Below are 16,222 nucleotides of genomic sequence, written 5' to 3'. Positions count from 1 at the left end.
CGCAAACCATGAATGTGAGAAGGGCAAATCTCGCAGGGCGCTTAAGATCAACTCTCGGGCGACTGCCCTTCCCGGTCAAACATTCGATTTTAATGGCAGTGTAATCAGCCAATCTGGAACGACGATCTGCCGGGCGCCGTTCAGCGTTCAAGTTCGTAAGAAAACACAACAGCCTCCGGGTTGGCCAGAATATTCGGCGCTAATGGAATGCAGCAAGCTCCCGCAAGTCCCAGTGTATTCTCACTAAAGCCCTGTGTCAGGCCTTCACCCCGTGCAGGATGAGGCGCTATCCCTTTATACCGCTTGCCGCGATACTGGAGATAAACAGCCTCTGCAGGCAGAGATAAAAGATCAGCACCGGCAGCGTGATGATGGTGAGATAGGCCATCACCTCACCCCAGGGTGTGTTGAGCTGGAAGAAATACTGCAGCCCCACCATCACCGGCCTGTAGGCCTCGGACTGGGTAACGAGAAGCGGCCATAGATATTGCTGGCTGTACATGACGAGAAACTTCAGGATCGCAGCCGTTGCGATGACCGGGCCGCTAAGCGGCATCACCACCTGCGCGTAAATCCGCAGCCAGCCGGCCCCGTCGATGCGCGCCGCCTCCAGCAACTCCTTTGGCAGATCCTTGAAATATTGCACGAAGAGGAAAATCGTCAGCCCGTCTGCGATCCATGGGATGATCTGCACATGCCACGAATTGAGCCATCCCCAGGTAAACCCGTTGCTGCCGATCCATGGCAGATTGTTGACCTCGAGCAGCAGCGGCACGGCAATGGTTTCAAAGGGAATGATGAGCGTGGCGAGGATGATCGAAAAGAGAACATCCTTTCCGCGCCAGTTCAAAAAGGTAAAGGCGAATGCGGCAAGCGAGCCAAGCAGCAGGGCGAGAAACACGGTAACGGCCGTTACCAGAACCGAGTTGAATATGAAGGTCGCAATCGGCGCCCGGGCGAAAGCGGCGGTGTAGTTTTGAAGCGACAGATCTCCAACCGGCAGGAAAGCGCGTATCGAGGTCGCATCACTGAGCAGCTGGTCGTTCGGTTTCAGCGACGAGAAGCCCATGAACAAGAGAGGCAAAATGAAGATCGCCGCGAAAGCGAGCATGAGCACATAGTTGCCGATGAGAAAAGCGAGGCTCTTGCGTTGTCCGGCCTGCATCATTGCTTCTCCCTTGTCAGGTATCGTTGGGTCAGTGAGATGCACAGGACAAGCAGGAAGAGGACGACCGAGATTGCCGAACCTGCCGCGATGTCCTGTTGTCGGTATCCCCGCTCAACCGCCTGATAGACGATGCTTTGTGTCGAATCGCGGGGGCCGCCCTTGGTCATCACATCGATCTGCGCAAAAAGGGCAAAAGCCTGCATGGTGATGACGATGATAATTAGCACGGCGGTGTTGCGCAGCAGCGGCCAGGTTATCATGCTGAACTTCTGCCAGCGGCTCGCGCCTTCGATATCGGCTGCCTCGTAAAGATCCGGAGAGATTGTTTGCAGGCCGGAAAGCCATATGACCATGTGGAAACCGACCCCCTGCCAGACGGACATGACCAGGATGGCCCACAGGGCGGTATCGGTTCTGCCCAGCCAGTCGACTGGCTGGAAAAGCCCGAAGCTCATGTAACTCAAAAGGCTGTTGAGGAGCCCGTTATCCGCCGCATAAATAAACCGCCAGAGCAACGCCACCACCACAACCGACAGCACGACGGGCATGAAGTAGACCGCGCGGAAAATCGTGACGCCGGGAATCTTCTGGTTCACCAACAGGGCAAGAAACAACGCCAGCGCCGCCTGAACCGGGGCAACGACCGCCACGAAGGAAAGCGTGTTGACGAGCGCTGTCAAAAACACGACGTCGCGCGCCAGAATGACGATCTGGTTCTCACCCCAGCTGAAGCTCCTATATTCCCGCATCCCGTCCAGATGGGGATAGTCTGGATTGTTGCGGGTGAAAGTGCGAATTCGCGGATAGGAGGTTGCGCCATCCGCATCCTGCTTGAGGCTCCCATCCGCCTCCCTTTCCGGCTCAAGCTTCAGCACGCCGATACCCAGCAGCCGGGTGTAATTTTCAACGCCGACAAACTCGGTCGGATTGGGAGATGTCAGCCGCTGGTTGGTGAAGGAAAACCCGAGCCCCAGCAGAAAGGGCGTGATCAGGAACAGCCCGATCAGCACCATCGCCGGTGCAGCCATGAACCAGCCCGTAAAGCTGTCCCGGGTCAATTTTCCCTTTGAAGACAAGAGCGCCATCGACAACCTTCCCCTATTTGGGTTGGTAACCGGAATTGCGTTCTATGTTGTTGTTTATCTCGTCGGCCGCGTTGTCCAGCGTATCGGCGACATCCGCGCCATTGGCAATGTCAGACACCGCTTTCGAAAACACCGGCGAGATGAAGGCGTAAGCCGGCGTCACCGGGCGCAACGTTCCCTGACGCTTGGAGAGCTCGAAGAAAACTTCGAGCGGGCCACCCTGTTTATAGTTCTCCGTCATCTGGGCTGCGGAAGACGTGGCCGGGATCAGGCCGATCGCATCGGAGAACTGCGCGAGATATTTGTCCTGTATGGCGAATTCGATGAAGGCGGATGCGCCTTGGGGATGCTTGCTGGTGGCCGATACACCAAACTGCCAGGATCCTGCACCGATCTTCGGACCGTTCCCGAAATCAGGGGCAGGCAGGAACAGCAGGTCGTCTCCATATTTCTCCAGAGCCTTCACCGCAACCCAGTTGCCCATCCATTGCAGCGCGTGACGGCCTTCCAGAAAGCCGGTTTCATGGTCGGCAGGCGATTGCGATGTTCCGGGTGCCAGTTTTTTCTGGAACAGGGACTGCCACCATTCTCCGAACTTGATGGCATTGTCTCCGTTAAGGGCGTTCTCGGCGGTTTGATAATTTTCCTTGTCGATCAGGCTTCCGCCGAAGCTTTCCAGAAATGGGCTGAAGGCATAGCTGTACCATTCGGTTTTATCGGCCATACCGAGGTCGATCGCATATTCGAACTTGCCGCTGGCCGCGAGCTTTTCGAGCGCGGCATTAAATTCCTCGCCGCTCCACGGCCGGTCCAGCGTTGGAATGCGAATGCCATTTTCATCGAGAACCGATTTGCGGGCAAAGACCGCGACAGCCGCGTCCCACAGGCCGACCGAATAGAGCTTGTCTCCCCACTTTCCCACCGCGCCGGGCAGGAAATTGGCAAGCTTTGCCTCGTCGATCTGCAGTGGCTGCAGATAACCGGACCAGGCCCAGTTCGGCATGTTCGGGCCGTCGACATCCAGAATGTCTGGCAGCTTGTTGGAGAGCGCGGCGGCGGTGACGGATTCGTTATAGGCGGTTTGGGGAAATTCCTGAAGCGAGACCCGCCAGTCCGACTGGGACGAATTGAAGTCCTCGATGATGCCGGCCAGAATCTTGCGTTCTTCCACATTGCCCGCGCCGTGATACCACATAGTCAGGTCGGTCTGCGCCAGTGCCACAGTGGAAAAAAGCGTCGTCAAGGCAGCGGCTGCCCCCACAAAAATGGCTTTGGTGATCATAGATTGTCCTCCTCCTGAAGAAGAGTAACTTCAACATCTACCGATTGTTCCGTAGAAAATTTGCGTTCTGGCGCTGCACCTTCTCAAGAAAGCGACCAGAAGAAGCGTTCGAAAAATAAACAGCACGGAGAAGTGAAGGAGCCGAGCGAAAGCGTTTCGGGGGCAGGCCGGGCCCTCGAAAAAAGCCAGCCCTGAGCGAAGTCCACGCCGTGTTCCCGCAGATACGCTGCCTGCTCCTCCGTCTCGATACCGTCGCAGAGGGTCAACAGGCTAAGTTCACGCGCCATTCCGGTAATATGCAGCGTAACGGTGCTGGTTGCGGATTTCCTGCCAGTCGTGTCGACGAAGGACTTGTCGATCTTCAGGGCATCCATGGGGAGCCCCTGCCAATATTGAAGGCTGGAATAGCCGGTGCCGAAATCGTCTATCGCGATGGAATGTCCCGCCTTGCGCGGGCTCATTGCTTTGGCGTTTATCCTCAGATCCCGGACCCATCAAGCTCCCGGGCATCGTCACCTTCCCAGGGAGCGGGCATCGCAAGGCCATCGGTATTGGCTGAGGGCATAGGCATCCAGCACTTCAATTCCGGCTCCGAGTATTCGATGATCCGCCCCGGCGAAGAGTCTGAGGCACGCCAGCCTTCTGAACCGTACTGGTCGCCCTTCGACCAGCACGCAAGGTCTACTTGGGATGGCCCTTGTTCGGACGGACGTATCGTGATGAGAATCCGATCTCCGTTTTTCGGCGCGCTTGCCATATGGCGCCATCGGTGTGGTTGATCCATCATTTCCCCCATCGTTCAGGCATTCAAGTCTCGCCTCACCGTCCAAGAGGGTCAACTCAAACTTTGTATGACCCTGTATCGATCCGACGGAATTCGACGTCCCTGCAATGAATTTGCCCGTTAACGTTTCTCTCCAGAATCTCGAAAAGAAAGGGAAACCCAAGCATGGCGGGTCTCCTCATAAACGCTCTGAGTTGGTTCCATAGCGCTTGCATCTTCAAAACAGCCCAAGGCGATGGCGACGAGATTGGGCCGAAATTCCGGTATCCAATAGACGGTCGATCCACAGACGGGGCAGAAGCGGAACTCCAGGCTCTTCCCGCTATCTCCGGGCCGCATGTAGGTTTGGTATTCTCCCGACGCAGTAACTTGATCGGCTTCATAAAATACCGCGACACCGAACGCTGAGCCGGTACGATGCTGGCACGCACGGCAGTGACAAACGGAGACCTTGCGGGGTTCTGCGTTTGTCACGACAGTTAGCTGACGACATGAGCAATGGGCCAAGCGCAAACTGTTGCTCCCAGTTCTAAATCCCCGAAATATGGCTTTCGAGGCCCCTCCACCACTCACCGGCAGGAACCGCCCCTCCGGATCTCAGGCTTCGACAGCTTCGCTGACATCATCCAGAAGAAAATGCACGATCACATAGCGTGTCGTGTATTTCTGACCGCTATCGGAGACGCTTTCGATACTGCCGCCGTCGGAAGGGTGCCATTTCTGGTAGTGGGGGTTGTTGGCGATCAGCGTAATCGCCTTGTCAGAGAACCTGCCGTTCAGCCGGTAGCGGGCCTCTGCGAGATGCCAGATATTTTCAAAATCCTGCTGGCTGATCCGGGCTTTCAAGGCCTTTCTGGATATTGTTTTTCCGGGCGAACCATCGTCATGCGCCGTCGATGGAATATGTAGGTCAACCTCTTCTGCACCGTCCAGCAGAAACGCAAATTCGTCTGGCCACATCCGTCTCACGTATCGCTCCTCCCAAAGCTTACCGTCCTACAGCGCGATCATGATAGCGCCTCCGCCGCCAGAGGCAATGGCGGATATGCACCTGTGTTTCCCTCGCGCGCCCTCAATCGATGTCGCGAGTTCGAATAGCTGGAACTTGAAATTGGCCGGGAGATCGTGCTTGTTCACGGTCAGCAGGGGCACGTGCGCGTCCCGCCGGCCAACGAACTGCATCGAGGAGTAAGGCATGAAGAAGCTCATCAACGATCCAGCCACCGTCGTGCGGGACATGCTCGAAGGCGTGGTGGCCCTCAGCCCCGCGACGGTCCTGCTTGCGGATGAGAATGTCGTTATCCGGTCTGGCCTTCAGGCCCCTGAAAAGCGCAGGGTGGCGGTGCTGTCGGGCGGGGGCAGTGGCCATGAGCCAGCCCATGCGGGTTATGTCGGCGCGGGCATGCTGACCGTTGCGGTGGCAGGCGATGTCTTCACCTCGCCAAGCACCGATGCGGTTCTTGCCGGGATCAGGGCTGCGGCCGGACCCGCCGGCGCTCTGGTTATCGTCAAGAACTACACGGGCGACCGGCTGAATTTCGGATTGGCGGCCGAACTGGCGCGGGCTGAAGGAATTCCGGTCGAGATCGTGGTCGTCGCCGATGATGTCGCCTTGAAGGACACAGTTCCCGACGACCGCCGCCGGGGTATTGCAGGCACAGTGCTCGTTCACAAGCTCGCCGGCGCGGCCGCGGAGCAAGGACTTCCCCTTCAAGAGGTGGCTCGCATCGCCCGGGAAGCCGCCGAAAAATTGTCCTCCATGGGAATATCGCTGGGCTCCTGCACGCTCCCTGCCGTCGGCAGACCGGGCTTCGTCCTTGGCGACGCTGAAATCGAAGTCGGGCTCGGCATCCATGGCGAACAGGGCGTCCGGCGGATGTCCATCGCATCGGCGGACGAGCTTGTGAAGCTGGTCCTCGAGACGATCGAAGCCGATGGCGGGCTGAAGAGCGGAGACCGGGTTGCGCTTCTGGTCAACGGACTGGGATCGACGCCGCCAATGGAACTTGCGGTCGTGGCGCGATCCGCCATCACACGCCTGGAAGCAAAGGGCGTCGTGGTCGAACGGGCATGGGCCGGTACCTTCCTCTCCGCCCTCGATATGCCCGGCTTTTCTTTGTCGGTCATGCATGTGGACGACGCAATGCTCAACCTCATCGATGCGCCGACCGACGCCGGCGCATGGCCGCGCGGCGGTGCGGTGAACCGCAACCGCGTCTTGCCTTCGGCAGGTGTCGAGAAGAGCGTGACTGCGGAAATCGAAATAACAGCAGCCGGTGAACGACTGCGTTCCGCGGCGGAGCGGGTCGCCCGAGCCCTGATCGCTGCAGAGCCTAAACTGACGCAGCTCGACAGTGTTACGGGCGACGGTGACCTTGGGACAAGCATGGTGCGAGGCGCCGAAGCAATATTGGCGCTGCCGGGGGAGAGCTTCGCAGATGTGTCCGGTGGCTTGATGGCGATGGCGAATGCGATGCGGAAGGCAATCGGCGGAAGCTCGGGCCCCTTTTACGCCACGGGCCTGATGCGCGCTTCGCGCCATCTTGCCGGGATCGAAAAGCCGACGGACCAACAGATGGCGGAGGCGTTCGTGGCTGCCGTTCTTGCCGTCTCGGAACTCGGTGGTGCGAGACCGGGGGACCGTACGATGATAGATGCGCTTAATCCGGCGGCGGAAACGTTCCGGGACAAGCTCGCAGCCGGAGCTTTGACCGACGAGGCCTGGCGATCCGCCTCGGCGGCAGGCATCGCAGGCGCCGAGGCGACCGCGTCTATGAAGCCGCGGCTCGGGCGCGCGAGCTATCTTGGCGAGCGAGCTATAGGACATCCCGATGCGGGAGCTGTCGCCGTCAGCATCTGGCTTGAAGCAATCGGGAACGATTAGCGCCGATGGGCGGCGGGCCTGATGAGAAAGCGGGTTACCGCCGTGGCCGCGAAGCTCAGATGCGCCGCGCCTTGATGGTGTTCATGACGAAGCTGGTCTCAATGGTCTCGACGCATTTCAGCTTTGCAATCTTGTCCTTGATGAAACGCTCGTAATCCTCCAGCCCACCGCACATGACCTTGAGCATGTAGTCCCTCGGACCCGTGACGAGATGACATTCGAGAACCTCGTCCCAGTCAAGCACGGCCGCCTCGAACATCCGGATTTCGTCATCGTGCTGGCGGCTGAGGCGGACGGACGCAAGGGCGGTCATGGTCCATCCCTCGATTGCCGGATTGATGATCGCGGAGTACCCTTTGATGGCGCCCATCTCTTCCAGGCGTCGAAGCCGCCGCAGGCACGCCGATGCCGACAGTCCGACCCGCTCGGCAAGTTCGTTGTTGGTGATCCGCGCATCGGCAGACAATTCCTTGAGTATCCGCCTGTCGATCGGGTCTGCAATTTTTGCGACATAAATGACCGTTCTCCGCAATATATTGCTTCATGAGATAACTTGACGCTTCAGAATGCAAGGTATTTTGGTTTCACTGCGTGTAACCTGCGGGTAGTTCAACGCCAGCTCAGGGATCATCGGAAATGACCGCGCCGCATCCGTCCAAAACCCATATCGGCAACCACGCTCTCCATCCTGAAACCCAGATGCTCAATTACGGTTATGATCCGGAATTGTCGGAGGGCGCCGTCAAGCCTCCCGTGTTCCTGACATCGACCTTCGTTTTCAAATCGGCGGAAGACGGGCGCGACTTCTTCGACTACGTCTCCGGCCGCAAGGAGCCGCCGGAGGGCAGGGGCGCGGGCCTCGTCTATTCGCGCTTCAACCATCCAAACAGCGAGATCGTCGAGGATCGTCTTGCGGTTTATGAGCGCACCGAGAGCTGTGCGCTGTTCTCCTCGGGCATGTCCGCCATTTCGACAACGCTTTTCGCCTTTGTCCGGCCCGGTGACACCGTGCTGCATTCCCAGCCGCTGTATGGCGGCACGGAGACGCTGCTGGCCAAGACCTTCCATAATTTCGGCGTCTCGGCGGTGGGTTTCGCCGATGGTGTCAGCGAAACCTCGGTGATGGCTGCCGCAGAAGAGGCGATGGCGAAAGGCAGGGTCTCCGTCATCCTCATCGAGACCCCCGCCAATCCGACAAACAGCATTGTCGATATTTCGATGATGAGCCGGGTCGCCGATGTGATCAGCGAAAGGCAGGGGCACAGGCCAATCATCGCCTGCGATAATACGCTTCTCGGCCCGGTGTTCCAGCGGCCCATCGAATACGGTGCGGACATCTCGCTCTATTCGTTGACGAAGTATGTTGGCGGGCATTCCGACCTCATTGCCGGGGCAGCGCTCGGCCGGAAGGATGTCATGAAACAGGTGAAGGCATTGCGTGGAGCAATCGGCACGCAGCTCGATCCGCATTCGTGCTGGATGCTCGGACGTTCCCTTGAGACGCTGCAGATCCGGATGGAGCGGGCGGACAGCAACGCCAGGGTCGTGGCGGAATTCCTGAACACGCATCCCAAGGTCGAGAAAATCCATTACCTGCCGTTCAGCGATCCGGCGTCCGCGGTTGGCAGGGTATTCGCTGCTCAATGCTCCGGCGCGGGATCGACCTTCTCGTTCGACATCGTCGGCGGGCAGGCCGCATCTTTCAAATTTCTCAATGCGCTCAACATATTCAAACTCGCGGTAAGCCTCGGCGGCACGGAGTCTCTTGCGTCTCACCCTGCAACGATGACGCATTCGGGAGTTCCTGCCGATGTCCGCCAGCGCATCGGTGTGCTGGATTCCACGATCCGGCTGTCAATCGGCATCGAACATCCCGACGATCTTGTCGCCGACCTGACGCTTGCCCTGGATCAGGCCTGACGAGGGAACGCGGCTTACCCCACGCGCCACAGAAATGATTGAAAGCTGCCCTCAGGTTGCAAACCGGGATAGGGTCACTCACGGTCGCGTCGCGCGGCTCGCTTTCCAACGTCGCCGATTTGCGGCATTAAGTGTTGTGAAGTGAAGTGTGCAAGATGAATGTGTCGGGGGGCGCATGAAACTCAGGAGCCAGATTCTCGCATTGGCCATCGGGCCTCTCGTTCTTGCGATTATCGTCATCACAGCGCTGATTACGTGGCAGTCCATGACGCTGGCGCGCACGAGCATCGATGCGTTCGAACGAAACATGCTCGCGGCAAAGGAGGCTGAACTCCTCAACCTCACCAATCTTGCCCTTTCGGCGATCCGCTCGGTCTATGACAGGGCAGGACCTGATGACGAGGCCGCGAAGGAAGAGGTCAAGCGCATCCTGACCGGTCTCGACTACGGCACTGACGGCTATTTCTTCGTCTATGACTATGACGGGCTGAACGTGGTCCATCCGCGACAGAATTTCCGTCCGGGGAACAACTGGCTGGATCTCCACGATCCCGATGGCAACCGGGTGATCTACGATCTGATCGTCGAGGCGAAAAAGGGGGGAGGACTGGTCCAGTACAAGTGGGAAAAGCCTTCCACCAAAAAAATGGCCGACAAGCTTTCCTTTGCGGCCGGCCTCGACAAATGGCGCTGGATGATCGGTACCGGCGTTTACCTCGACGACGTTTTTGCGACGACGGCAGCGGCGAAGGAGGAGTTGCGGCATTCGATCACCTGGAACTTCCTGATCGTCGCCCTGTTTGCGGTTCCCGCCGTATTGCTGGTGTTTGCCACCTGCATGTTGCTCAATCTGCGCCAGCAGCGGCTGGCGGATGGCCGGCTCAAGGAATTGATGCAAAGGATCATCGATACCCAGGAGGAGGAGCGTCTGCGCATTGCCCGGGAACTGCATGATGGCATTTCCCAAAATCTTGTCGGCGTGCGTTTTGCGATCGATCTCGCGCGGCGCAAGGTCACGCCGGATAATGTCGGCGCTGTCGAGGCAATCGGCAAAGGCGCCATTGCGCTGAACGAAGCGATCAAGGAAGTCCGCCGCATCTCGCACGATCTTCGCCCGCGTGTTCTCGACGATCTGGGGCTGACGGCAGCTCTGGAATCCCTGATCTCGAGTTTTTCCGAACGCACGGGAATCGCGGCGACGCTTGAATCGGTAGCCTTCAAGCATATGCTTGTCCCGGAGGCACGGGTTGCGCTTTACCGTGTCGCACAGGAGGCGCTGACCAATATCGAGCGCCATGCCGACGCGACGCAGGTCGCCATCCGGTTTTCCAGTCGCGACGAACGGGTGCAGATGGATGTCAGCGACAATGGCCGCGGCTTTCCGGCCGTTCGGACGGAAAACGGGATGCCGGCGAGCAAGGGGCTCGGTTTGAGAAACATGCAGGAACGCATGACGCATTTCGGGGGCAGGCTGGATGTCGAAAGCTCGGCAAAGGGAACCGTTCTGCGGGCGGTGCTGCCCATCACCGCCATGAAGGATCGCAATGGCGGCTTGCAGGAGGCCGCCGAGTGACCGTTCATCCGATCCGTGTGTTGTTGATAGACAACCATCCTCTCGTTCTGGATGGGTTGAGGGCCGTCCTCGAGACTTACGAGCATCTCGCGGTCGTTGGAACCGCCGTGTCCGCCATGGCCGGTATCGACGCGGCTGTCGCCACGCGGCCCGATGTGGTGCTGATGGATATCAACATGCCGCAGATCAATGGCATCGATGCCCTGGAGCTGTTCAAGGAAAAGCAGCTTTCCGCCCGGGTGCTGATGCTGTCGATGCATGACAGCCGGGAATATATATCGACCTCGGTCATGTATGGTGCGGCCGGTTACATTCTGAAGGACGTGGCGACCGAAGAAATAGTCGCCGCAATCGAAACCGTGGCTGCCGGCGGCACCTATTTTTCCTCTGGCGTTCGCGATGTGCTGATGGAAGGGTCTTCCGGCAGGCTGAAGGCGCTGACGACACGCGAGCAGGAAGTTCTGCTGCTGATCGCGCGCGGAAAGAGCAATCGCGACGCTGCCCTGGCGCTCGACATCGCCGAGCGCACGATGGAAACCCATCGCAAGAACATCAAGAGGAAACTGGATATAGCGACGACCGCCGGTCTCATCCGCTATGCGATCGATAACGGGCTTATCAAAGAATAGCCGCCAAAGGGTTGAGGCCCCGGAATGTCGCCATTCGGGGGCCTCAGTAAAGTCTATGTCGGCTTATTTGCCGGCCGTCTGCATGGCATAGCCGTAGCTGTCATAGGTATATTCGGCGACGCGGAACCATTCGAAGCTCTCGTCGCGGAACTTCTTCCAGCCCGGATAGATCTTGGCCCATGCGGGATGCTTCTGGGTGTACTCGTCATAAAGCTCGAAGGTCGCCTTATAGGCGGCGTCGAGCACATCGCGGGGCAGCGGGCGAAGCTGCGTGCCCTTGGAAACCAGCGAGCGGATCGCATCCTTGTTCTTGACGTCGTAAAGCGCCTGCATGTTGATGTTGGCGGCCTTGCAGGCGGTGTCGAGGGCTGCCTTGTATTCATCAGGCAATGCTGCGTACTGGTCCTTGTTGACGAAGAAGTGGATCGTCAGTCCGCCTTCCCAGAATGCGGGATAATAGTAGTATGGCGCGATCTGGTAGAAGCCGAGCTTTTCGTCGTCATAGGGACCGACCCATTCCGCGGCATCAATCGTGCCCCGCTCCAGCGCCGGATAGATGTCGCCGCCCGGAAGCTGCTGCGGCACCGCGCCAAGCTTGGCGAGCACCTGTCCGGCGACGCCGGCAATACGCATCTTGAGGCCCTTGATATCCTCGAGGCTCTTGATCTCCTTGCGATACCAGCCGCCCATCTGGGCGCCCGTTGCTCCACCGGGAATGCCGATGACGCCGTAGTCGGAAAGGAATTCGTTGTAAGCCTCGTTGCCGCCGCCGTGGTAGAGCCATGCGTTCTGCTGGCGGGCGTTCAGGCCGAAGGGGATGGTCGAACCGATGGCGAATGTCGGATCTTTCCCGGTGAAATAATAGCCGCAGGTATGGGAAATCTCGACGGTATTGGCTTTTACGGCGTCGATGGCCTGGGCGCCGGGAACGATTTCACCGGCCTGGAAGACCTGGATTTCGAACTTTCCGCCTGTAATCGCCTTCAATGCATTGGCCATGACGACGGCGCCGCCATAGATCGTGTCCAGATTGTTCGGGAAGCCGGACGTGAGACGCCAGCGAACGGTTGGCAAAGACTGGGCTATGGCGGGTGTCGCAAGTGCCGAAGCAGCCGCAGCAGCCCCTGCAAGTACGCCGCCCGACAAGAGTTGTCTGCGACCTGGGTTGACCTTCATAGATTACCTCCTCCTATTGAACGTCAGCGATTTTTGTTGCGGCGGGCGCTTTTGCGCCCGGCCGATTGTCATGGGGTGGCCGGCTTTCCGAAGCTCGGTGCGCTGTTGCCGGGTGCCGAGAAAGGATTGGCGAAGGGATCGGCGTCCGTTCCCGCACTCGGCATGGGAACGTTGATATGGACGGACGAAGGATCCGCCACCTTGGCGCCTGACTTGTAGTGCATCACGATGCCGGGGAAGGCGATGATGATGACGACCATGGTCAGCTGGATGAACAGATAGGGAATGGCGCCCAGGTAGATCTGGGACGAGGTGACCGGCTGGATCGTCTGTCCCGTGATCCGATCCTTGTAGGCCCGCGTCGGTGCGACGGATCGCAGGAAGAACAGAGAGAAACCGAAGGGCGGGTGCATGAACGACGTCTGCATGTTGACCGCTAGCATCACGCCAAACCAGATCAGGTCGATGCCAAGCGCATCGGCGACCGGCGCCAGCAGCGGGATGATGATGAAGGCCAGCTCGAAATAATCGAGGAAGAAGGCCAGGAAAAAGACCAGCAGGTTGGCGACGATCAGGAAGCCGATCTCGCCGCCCGGGATCGATGTCATCAGATGCTCGACCCAGACGTGGCCGTTCACGCCATAGAAGGTCAGGGAAAAGACGCGCGCGCCGAGCAGGATGAGCAGCACGAAGGACGACAGCTTCGCCGTGGCGTGCAGCGACTGCTGGATCAGACCGAAATTGAGCTTGCGGTTGGCAAACGCAAGGGCAAGCGCGCCGACAGCACCCATGGCACCGCCTTCCGTGGGGGTGGCGATCCCAAGGAAGATCGTGCCGAGCACGAGGAATATCAAGACGAGCGGCGGCACCAGCGAGGTGATGACCTTTAGCAGCAGCTTGGTGCCGCGCAGGGTCCGCGCCTCCAGCGGCAGGGCCGGGACTTTCGTGGGGCTGATGATCGAGGTCACGATGATATAGAGCGCATAGGCCGCCACGAGCATAAGACCCGGAACGAGCGCGCCCTTGTACATGTCGCCCACCGAACGGCCAAGCTGGTCGGCGAGCACGATCAACACGAGGCTGGGCGGGATGATCTGCGCCAGCGTGCCGGAAGCCGCGATCGTGCCGGCGGCGACCTTGCGGTCATAACCATAGCGCAACATGATGGGAAGCGAGATGAGGCCCATCGAGATAACCGAGGCGGCGACGACGCCGGTGGTGGCGGCCAGAATTGCCCCGACGAAGATCACGGCAAACGCAATGCCGCCGCGGACCGGTCCAAACAGCTGGCCGATCGTGTCCAGCAAATCCTCCGCCATGCCGCTCTTTTCAAGAATGAGCCCCATGAAGGTGAAGAACGGTATCGCCAGCAGCGTTTCGTTCGACATCTGGCCGAATATGCGATCGGGAATGGCCTGGAACAGCGTCGCTGGCAGCAAGCCGAGTTCGATCCCGATGAAGCCGAAGAAAAAGCCGACAAAGGCTAGCGCGAAGGCCACGGGATAGCCGAGCAACAGCACGATGATGAGCGCCGCAAACATGATGGGCGCGAGATTTTCCGCAATGAATGCCATTGTTGTTTTTTCCTTCGATCAGAGCATTGCCGCCGCGGCGTCAGCCTCTGCAACGGGATCGGGGATATCGCCGCGCAGGATCGCGACACGCTTGATGAGTTCCGAAACGCCCTGGATGGCGAGAAGGCTGAAGCCAATCGGTATCAGCGCCCAGACGGGCCATTGAATGAGGCCGCCCGTGTTGTTTGAAACCTCACCGGAAGCAAGTTTCTGCAGAAACACCGGCCAGGAGAGATAGACCGTGATGAGGCAGAAGGGCATGAGAAAGAAAATGGTCCCGAGAATGTCGACCCACAGCTGTCCCTTGCGCGGAAGATTACCGTAGACCAGATCGACCTTCACATGCTCGTTGTTAAGAAGCGTGTAGGCGGCGGCGATCAGAAACACGGCGGAAAACAAATACCACTGCGATTCAAGCCAGGCGTTGGAACTCATCGAAAACGCCTTGCGCATGACGGCATTGATGGCGCTGATGAAAATGGCCGCGAGAAGCAGCCAGGAAATGCCTTTGCCAATGGCTGCATTGGCGGCATCGATGGCGCGCGAAACGGCCAACAGAAACTTCATGGTATCCTCCCCGAAAGCGGCCGCGTACTCCTCAATACGTGTGTGACCGCCATAATTCGGGCAGGATAACCATGGGTGCCTGACGCTCAAGGGCGCGCGACGGCGAATTTCCTGAGACGTACCGAGAACTGGGTATGGGCGAGATCAAAACCCGCACCCGGGCTTAATTTCGCCTCCTGCTGCCGGGCCGAATGCGTGGTTGCATGGTCGGCTGCGATGTCACTGTTTGGCTGCGGTCGCCTCTTTTACCGCCAGTTCCGCCATGGCGAGTGCCGCATCGCGGGTTCTGGCCGCCGCGACAAATCGGCCGTTGTGGCAGAAGCTCGCGCCTTCGACGCCGCAAACCGCTTCCAGATCTTTGTCCGTCAGGCCGGCCCAGGCCGCCGGTAAATCCGCCCGCAGTTCAAAGCCTTCATCCTCGCGGCGGATGCCCGTCAGGCACCAGTCATTGTTGCGTGGATGAACGACGAAGAGCAGATGGTCGGCGCCCGCCTTCTTGATGGCGGGCCGAAACGGCATTCCCATCGGCAGTTCCAGAATTTGTCTCTCGCCGGCATCAACGATAGCCCGGCTCACGAGCGCTTCAGCCCGCAATTTCGCGGCGCTGTTGGCAATCTTTGCCTCCACGAAGCTGCGGGCGATGGCCAGCGCCGCGTGGAAACTGCGATTGTCCGCTTCGGGATCTGTCTCGTCGAAAACAGGTTTCAGAGTTTCCAGCAGGACTGGCAGGGTCAGCCCGGCGAGTGCCCCCGCGGTGGAGGGGCTGAGCGCGCCATTGTCGACCAGATCGACCGGCAGCACGAAGCTGGCATCGAAAGAGGCGTGAACGGTTTCGATATGGTCTTCAGGAACGCCGAAGGCGGCGAGATAATCGCGGCCGAAATGCTTCCAGATCAGTCCGAACGAACTATAGGGCTGACCGTCTTCGCGCAACGGCGCACCGCGCTGGTGGTGATCGAAGGCGCCCTTCGCCGCGTCATAAACACCGCCGACGTCGTAGACGATGCGGTCTGCGCCGGGTGCGATCCATTCGGGCGCCCTGCTGCGGATCAGGCGTGCCTGCGGGAAAAGCCGGGTCAGCACGACGCTCGACAGCAGTTCGTCGGCATGGAAGCCACCGGAATGGGTGACGAGGAAGTCCGGGATCATGTCAGGATGCGCCTTGTTGCTTGCGGAAGCTCCGCCTGGGAGTGGCACCTCATACCCTTTGCCGGACTGCATCTCAACCCGCCATTCGCAATGGAGGCTAAAAGCAACGATATGCTGGACGTCGTGATCCGAAGGAAAGGCGGTTTGTCACCGCGTTTCAAGCCGTCTTCAGGATCCACAGGTTGGGTGCCGACCGGTCATTCCCGCTCGTTTTCCAGCGGTCAAAGGCGGCGCGTCCGAGAATGGCGACGGAGGTGTCCTCATGGATGTCGTCGCTTGCCTCGGCAAGATATCCTGCCCTGTTGAGGTCCGCCGTGACCTGCGCGGTCACGTCATCCTGTCCAAGCGGAAAACGCCCGACTGTCACGATGCCCAATTGCGGCTCGCCGCGCACCACCACCTTGCCGGTTTCGGTGAACCGCGCCTATCCC

The 16,222-nt window shown here is 59.2% G+C and carries 16 protein-coding genes and 1 pseudogene; 4 read left to right on the top strand and 13 right to left on the bottom strand.

All coding sequences use genetic code 11. The annotated features are described in order from the left end of the window. Window positions 1-286 precede the first annotated feature (286 nt). From BTE54_RS14280 to BTE54_RS14250, 7 genes are all read right to left on the bottom strand, one after another. Complete coding sequence (locus BTE54_RS14280; RefSeq protein ID WP_078052896.1) at window positions 287-1,168, bottom strand: carbohydrate ABC transporter permease; 882 nt, start codon at window positions 1,166-1,168, stop codon at window positions 287-289. After that, window positions 1,165-2,253, bottom strand: a complete 1,089-nt coding sequence (locus BTE54_RS14275; protein ID WP_078052895.1) for a sugar ABC transporter permease — start codon at window positions 2,251-2,253, stop codon at window positions 1,165-1,167. Before BTE54_RS14275 ends, BTE54_RS14280 begins: the two co-directional genes overlap by 4 nt. Window positions 2,254-2,266: 13 nt before the next feature. Further along, on the bottom strand, window positions 2,267-3,535 hold the full coding sequence (locus tag BTE54_RS14270; RefSeq protein ID WP_078052894.1) for an extracellular solute-binding protein: 1,269 nt from the start codon (window positions 3,533-3,535) through the stop codon (window positions 2,267-2,269). Window positions 3,536-3,618: 83 nt separating this feature from the next. Next, a complete protein-coding gene (locus BTE54_RS14265; RefSeq protein ID WP_245316590.1) occupies window positions 3,619-3,996 on the bottom strand; it encodes an EAL domain-containing protein in 378 nt (125 codons plus the stop codon). 17 nt (window positions 3,997-4,013) lie between these two features. After that, a complete protein-coding gene (locus tag BTE54_RS14260; RefSeq protein WP_078052937.1) occupies window positions 4,014-4,319 on the bottom strand; it encodes a hypothetical protein in 306 nt (101 codons plus the stop codon). 120 nt (window positions 4,320-4,439) lie between these two features. Further along, window positions 4,440-4,832 (bottom strand): GFA family protein, encoded by a 393-nt coding sequence (locus tag BTE54_RS14255; RefSeq protein WP_078052893.1) that lies wholly within the window; start codon window positions 4,830-4,832, stop codon window positions 4,440-4,442. Between the two features lie 84 nt (window positions 4,833-4,916). Further along, window positions 4,917-5,279, bottom strand: coding sequence for a hypothetical protein (locus BTE54_RS14250; protein ID WP_065654901.1), 363 nt, complete (start codon window positions 5,277-5,279; stop codon window positions 4,917-4,919). Window positions 5,280-5,514: 235 nt separating this feature from the next. Here BTE54_RS14250 and BTE54_RS14240 point away from each other — a divergent pair, with 235 nt between their 5' ends. Next, the gene (locus BTE54_RS14240; protein ID WP_078052891.1) at window positions 5,515-7,203 is read left to right on the top strand and encodes a dihydroxyacetone kinase family protein; all 1,689 of its coding nucleotides are present in this window, start codon (window positions 5,515-5,517) and stop codon (window positions 7,201-7,203) included. A 55-nt stretch (window positions 7,204-7,258) separates the two neighbouring features. Here BTE54_RS14240 and BTE54_RS14235 read toward each other — a convergent pair whose 3' ends face one another. Next, a complete protein-coding gene (locus BTE54_RS14235; protein WP_245316589.1) occupies window positions 7,259-7,735 on the bottom strand; it encodes an Lrp/AsnC family transcriptional regulator in 477 nt (158 codons plus the stop codon). A 104-nt stretch (window positions 7,736-7,839) separates the two neighbouring features. Between BTE54_RS14235 and BTE54_RS14230 the strand changes: the two genes are divergently transcribed. The 3 genes from BTE54_RS14230 (at window position 7,840) to BTE54_RS14220 (ending at window position 11,325) form a co-directional block, all read left to right on the top strand. Then, the gene (locus tag BTE54_RS14230; RefSeq protein ID WP_065654904.1) at window positions 7,840-9,123 is read left to right on the top strand and encodes a cystathionine gamma-synthase family protein; all 1,284 of its coding nucleotides are present in this window, start codon (window positions 7,840-7,842) and stop codon (window positions 9,121-9,123) included. Window positions 9,124-9,298: 175 nt separating this feature from the next. Beyond that, window positions 9,299-10,696, top strand: a complete 1,398-nt coding sequence (locus tag BTE54_RS14225) for a cache domain-containing protein (RefSeq protein ID WP_078052889.1) — start codon at window positions 9,299-9,301, stop codon at window positions 10,694-10,696. Then, window positions 10,693-11,325: a response regulator transcription factor gene (locus BTE54_RS14220; protein WP_059761235.1), complete on the top strand. Its 633-nt coding sequence runs from the start codon at window positions 10,693-10,695 to the stop codon at window positions 11,323-11,325. The genes BTE54_RS14225 and BTE54_RS14220 overlap by 4 nt, the downstream gene beginning before the upstream one ends. A gap of 63 nt (window positions 11,326-11,388) precedes the next feature. Here the strand turns inward: BTE54_RS14220 and BTE54_RS14215 are convergent, their stop codons facing one another. The 5 genes and pseudogenes from BTE54_RS14215 to BTE54_RS24705 form a co-directional block, all read right to left on the bottom strand. Next, window positions 11,389-12,501 (bottom strand): TRAP transporter substrate-binding protein, encoded by a 1,113-nt coding sequence (locus tag BTE54_RS14215; protein WP_065654906.1) that lies wholly within the window; start codon window positions 12,499-12,501, stop codon window positions 11,389-11,391. Between the two features lie 68 nt (window positions 12,502-12,569). Further along, window positions 12,570-14,075, bottom strand: a complete 1,506-nt coding sequence (locus tag BTE54_RS14210) for a TRAP transporter large permease subunit (protein WP_174037429.1) — start codon at window positions 14,073-14,075, stop codon at window positions 12,570-12,572. 18 nt (window positions 14,076-14,093) lie between these two features. Then, window positions 14,094-14,642, bottom strand: a complete 549-nt coding sequence (locus BTE54_RS14205) for a TRAP transporter small permease subunit (protein ID WP_059761233.1) — start codon at window positions 14,640-14,642, stop codon at window positions 14,094-14,096. A gap of 219 nt (window positions 14,643-14,861) precedes the next feature. Next, window positions 14,862-15,791 carry an MYG1 family protein gene (locus BTE54_RS14200; RefSeq protein WP_078052887.1) on the bottom strand — a complete coding sequence of 310 codons (930 nt, stop codon included), beginning with the start codon at window positions 15,789-15,791 and terminating at the stop codon, window positions 14,862-14,864. A gap of 265 nt (window positions 15,792-16,056) precedes the next feature. Beyond that, window positions 16,057-16,215 (bottom strand): annotated as a pseudogene (locus BTE54_RS24705) (ketopantoate reductase family protein); the annotation flags it as partial. Window positions 16,216-16,222 lie beyond the last annotated feature (7 nt).

It is taken from the genome of Agrobacterium sp. YIC 4121 (assembly GCF_002008205.1).
Lineage (GTDB): Bacteria > Pseudomonadota > Alphaproteobacteria > Rhizobiales > Rhizobiaceae > Agrobacterium > Agrobacterium leguminum.
Note: the sequence above shows the minus strand (reverse complement) of the source record. Positions and strands in the feature narration are given on the sequence as shown.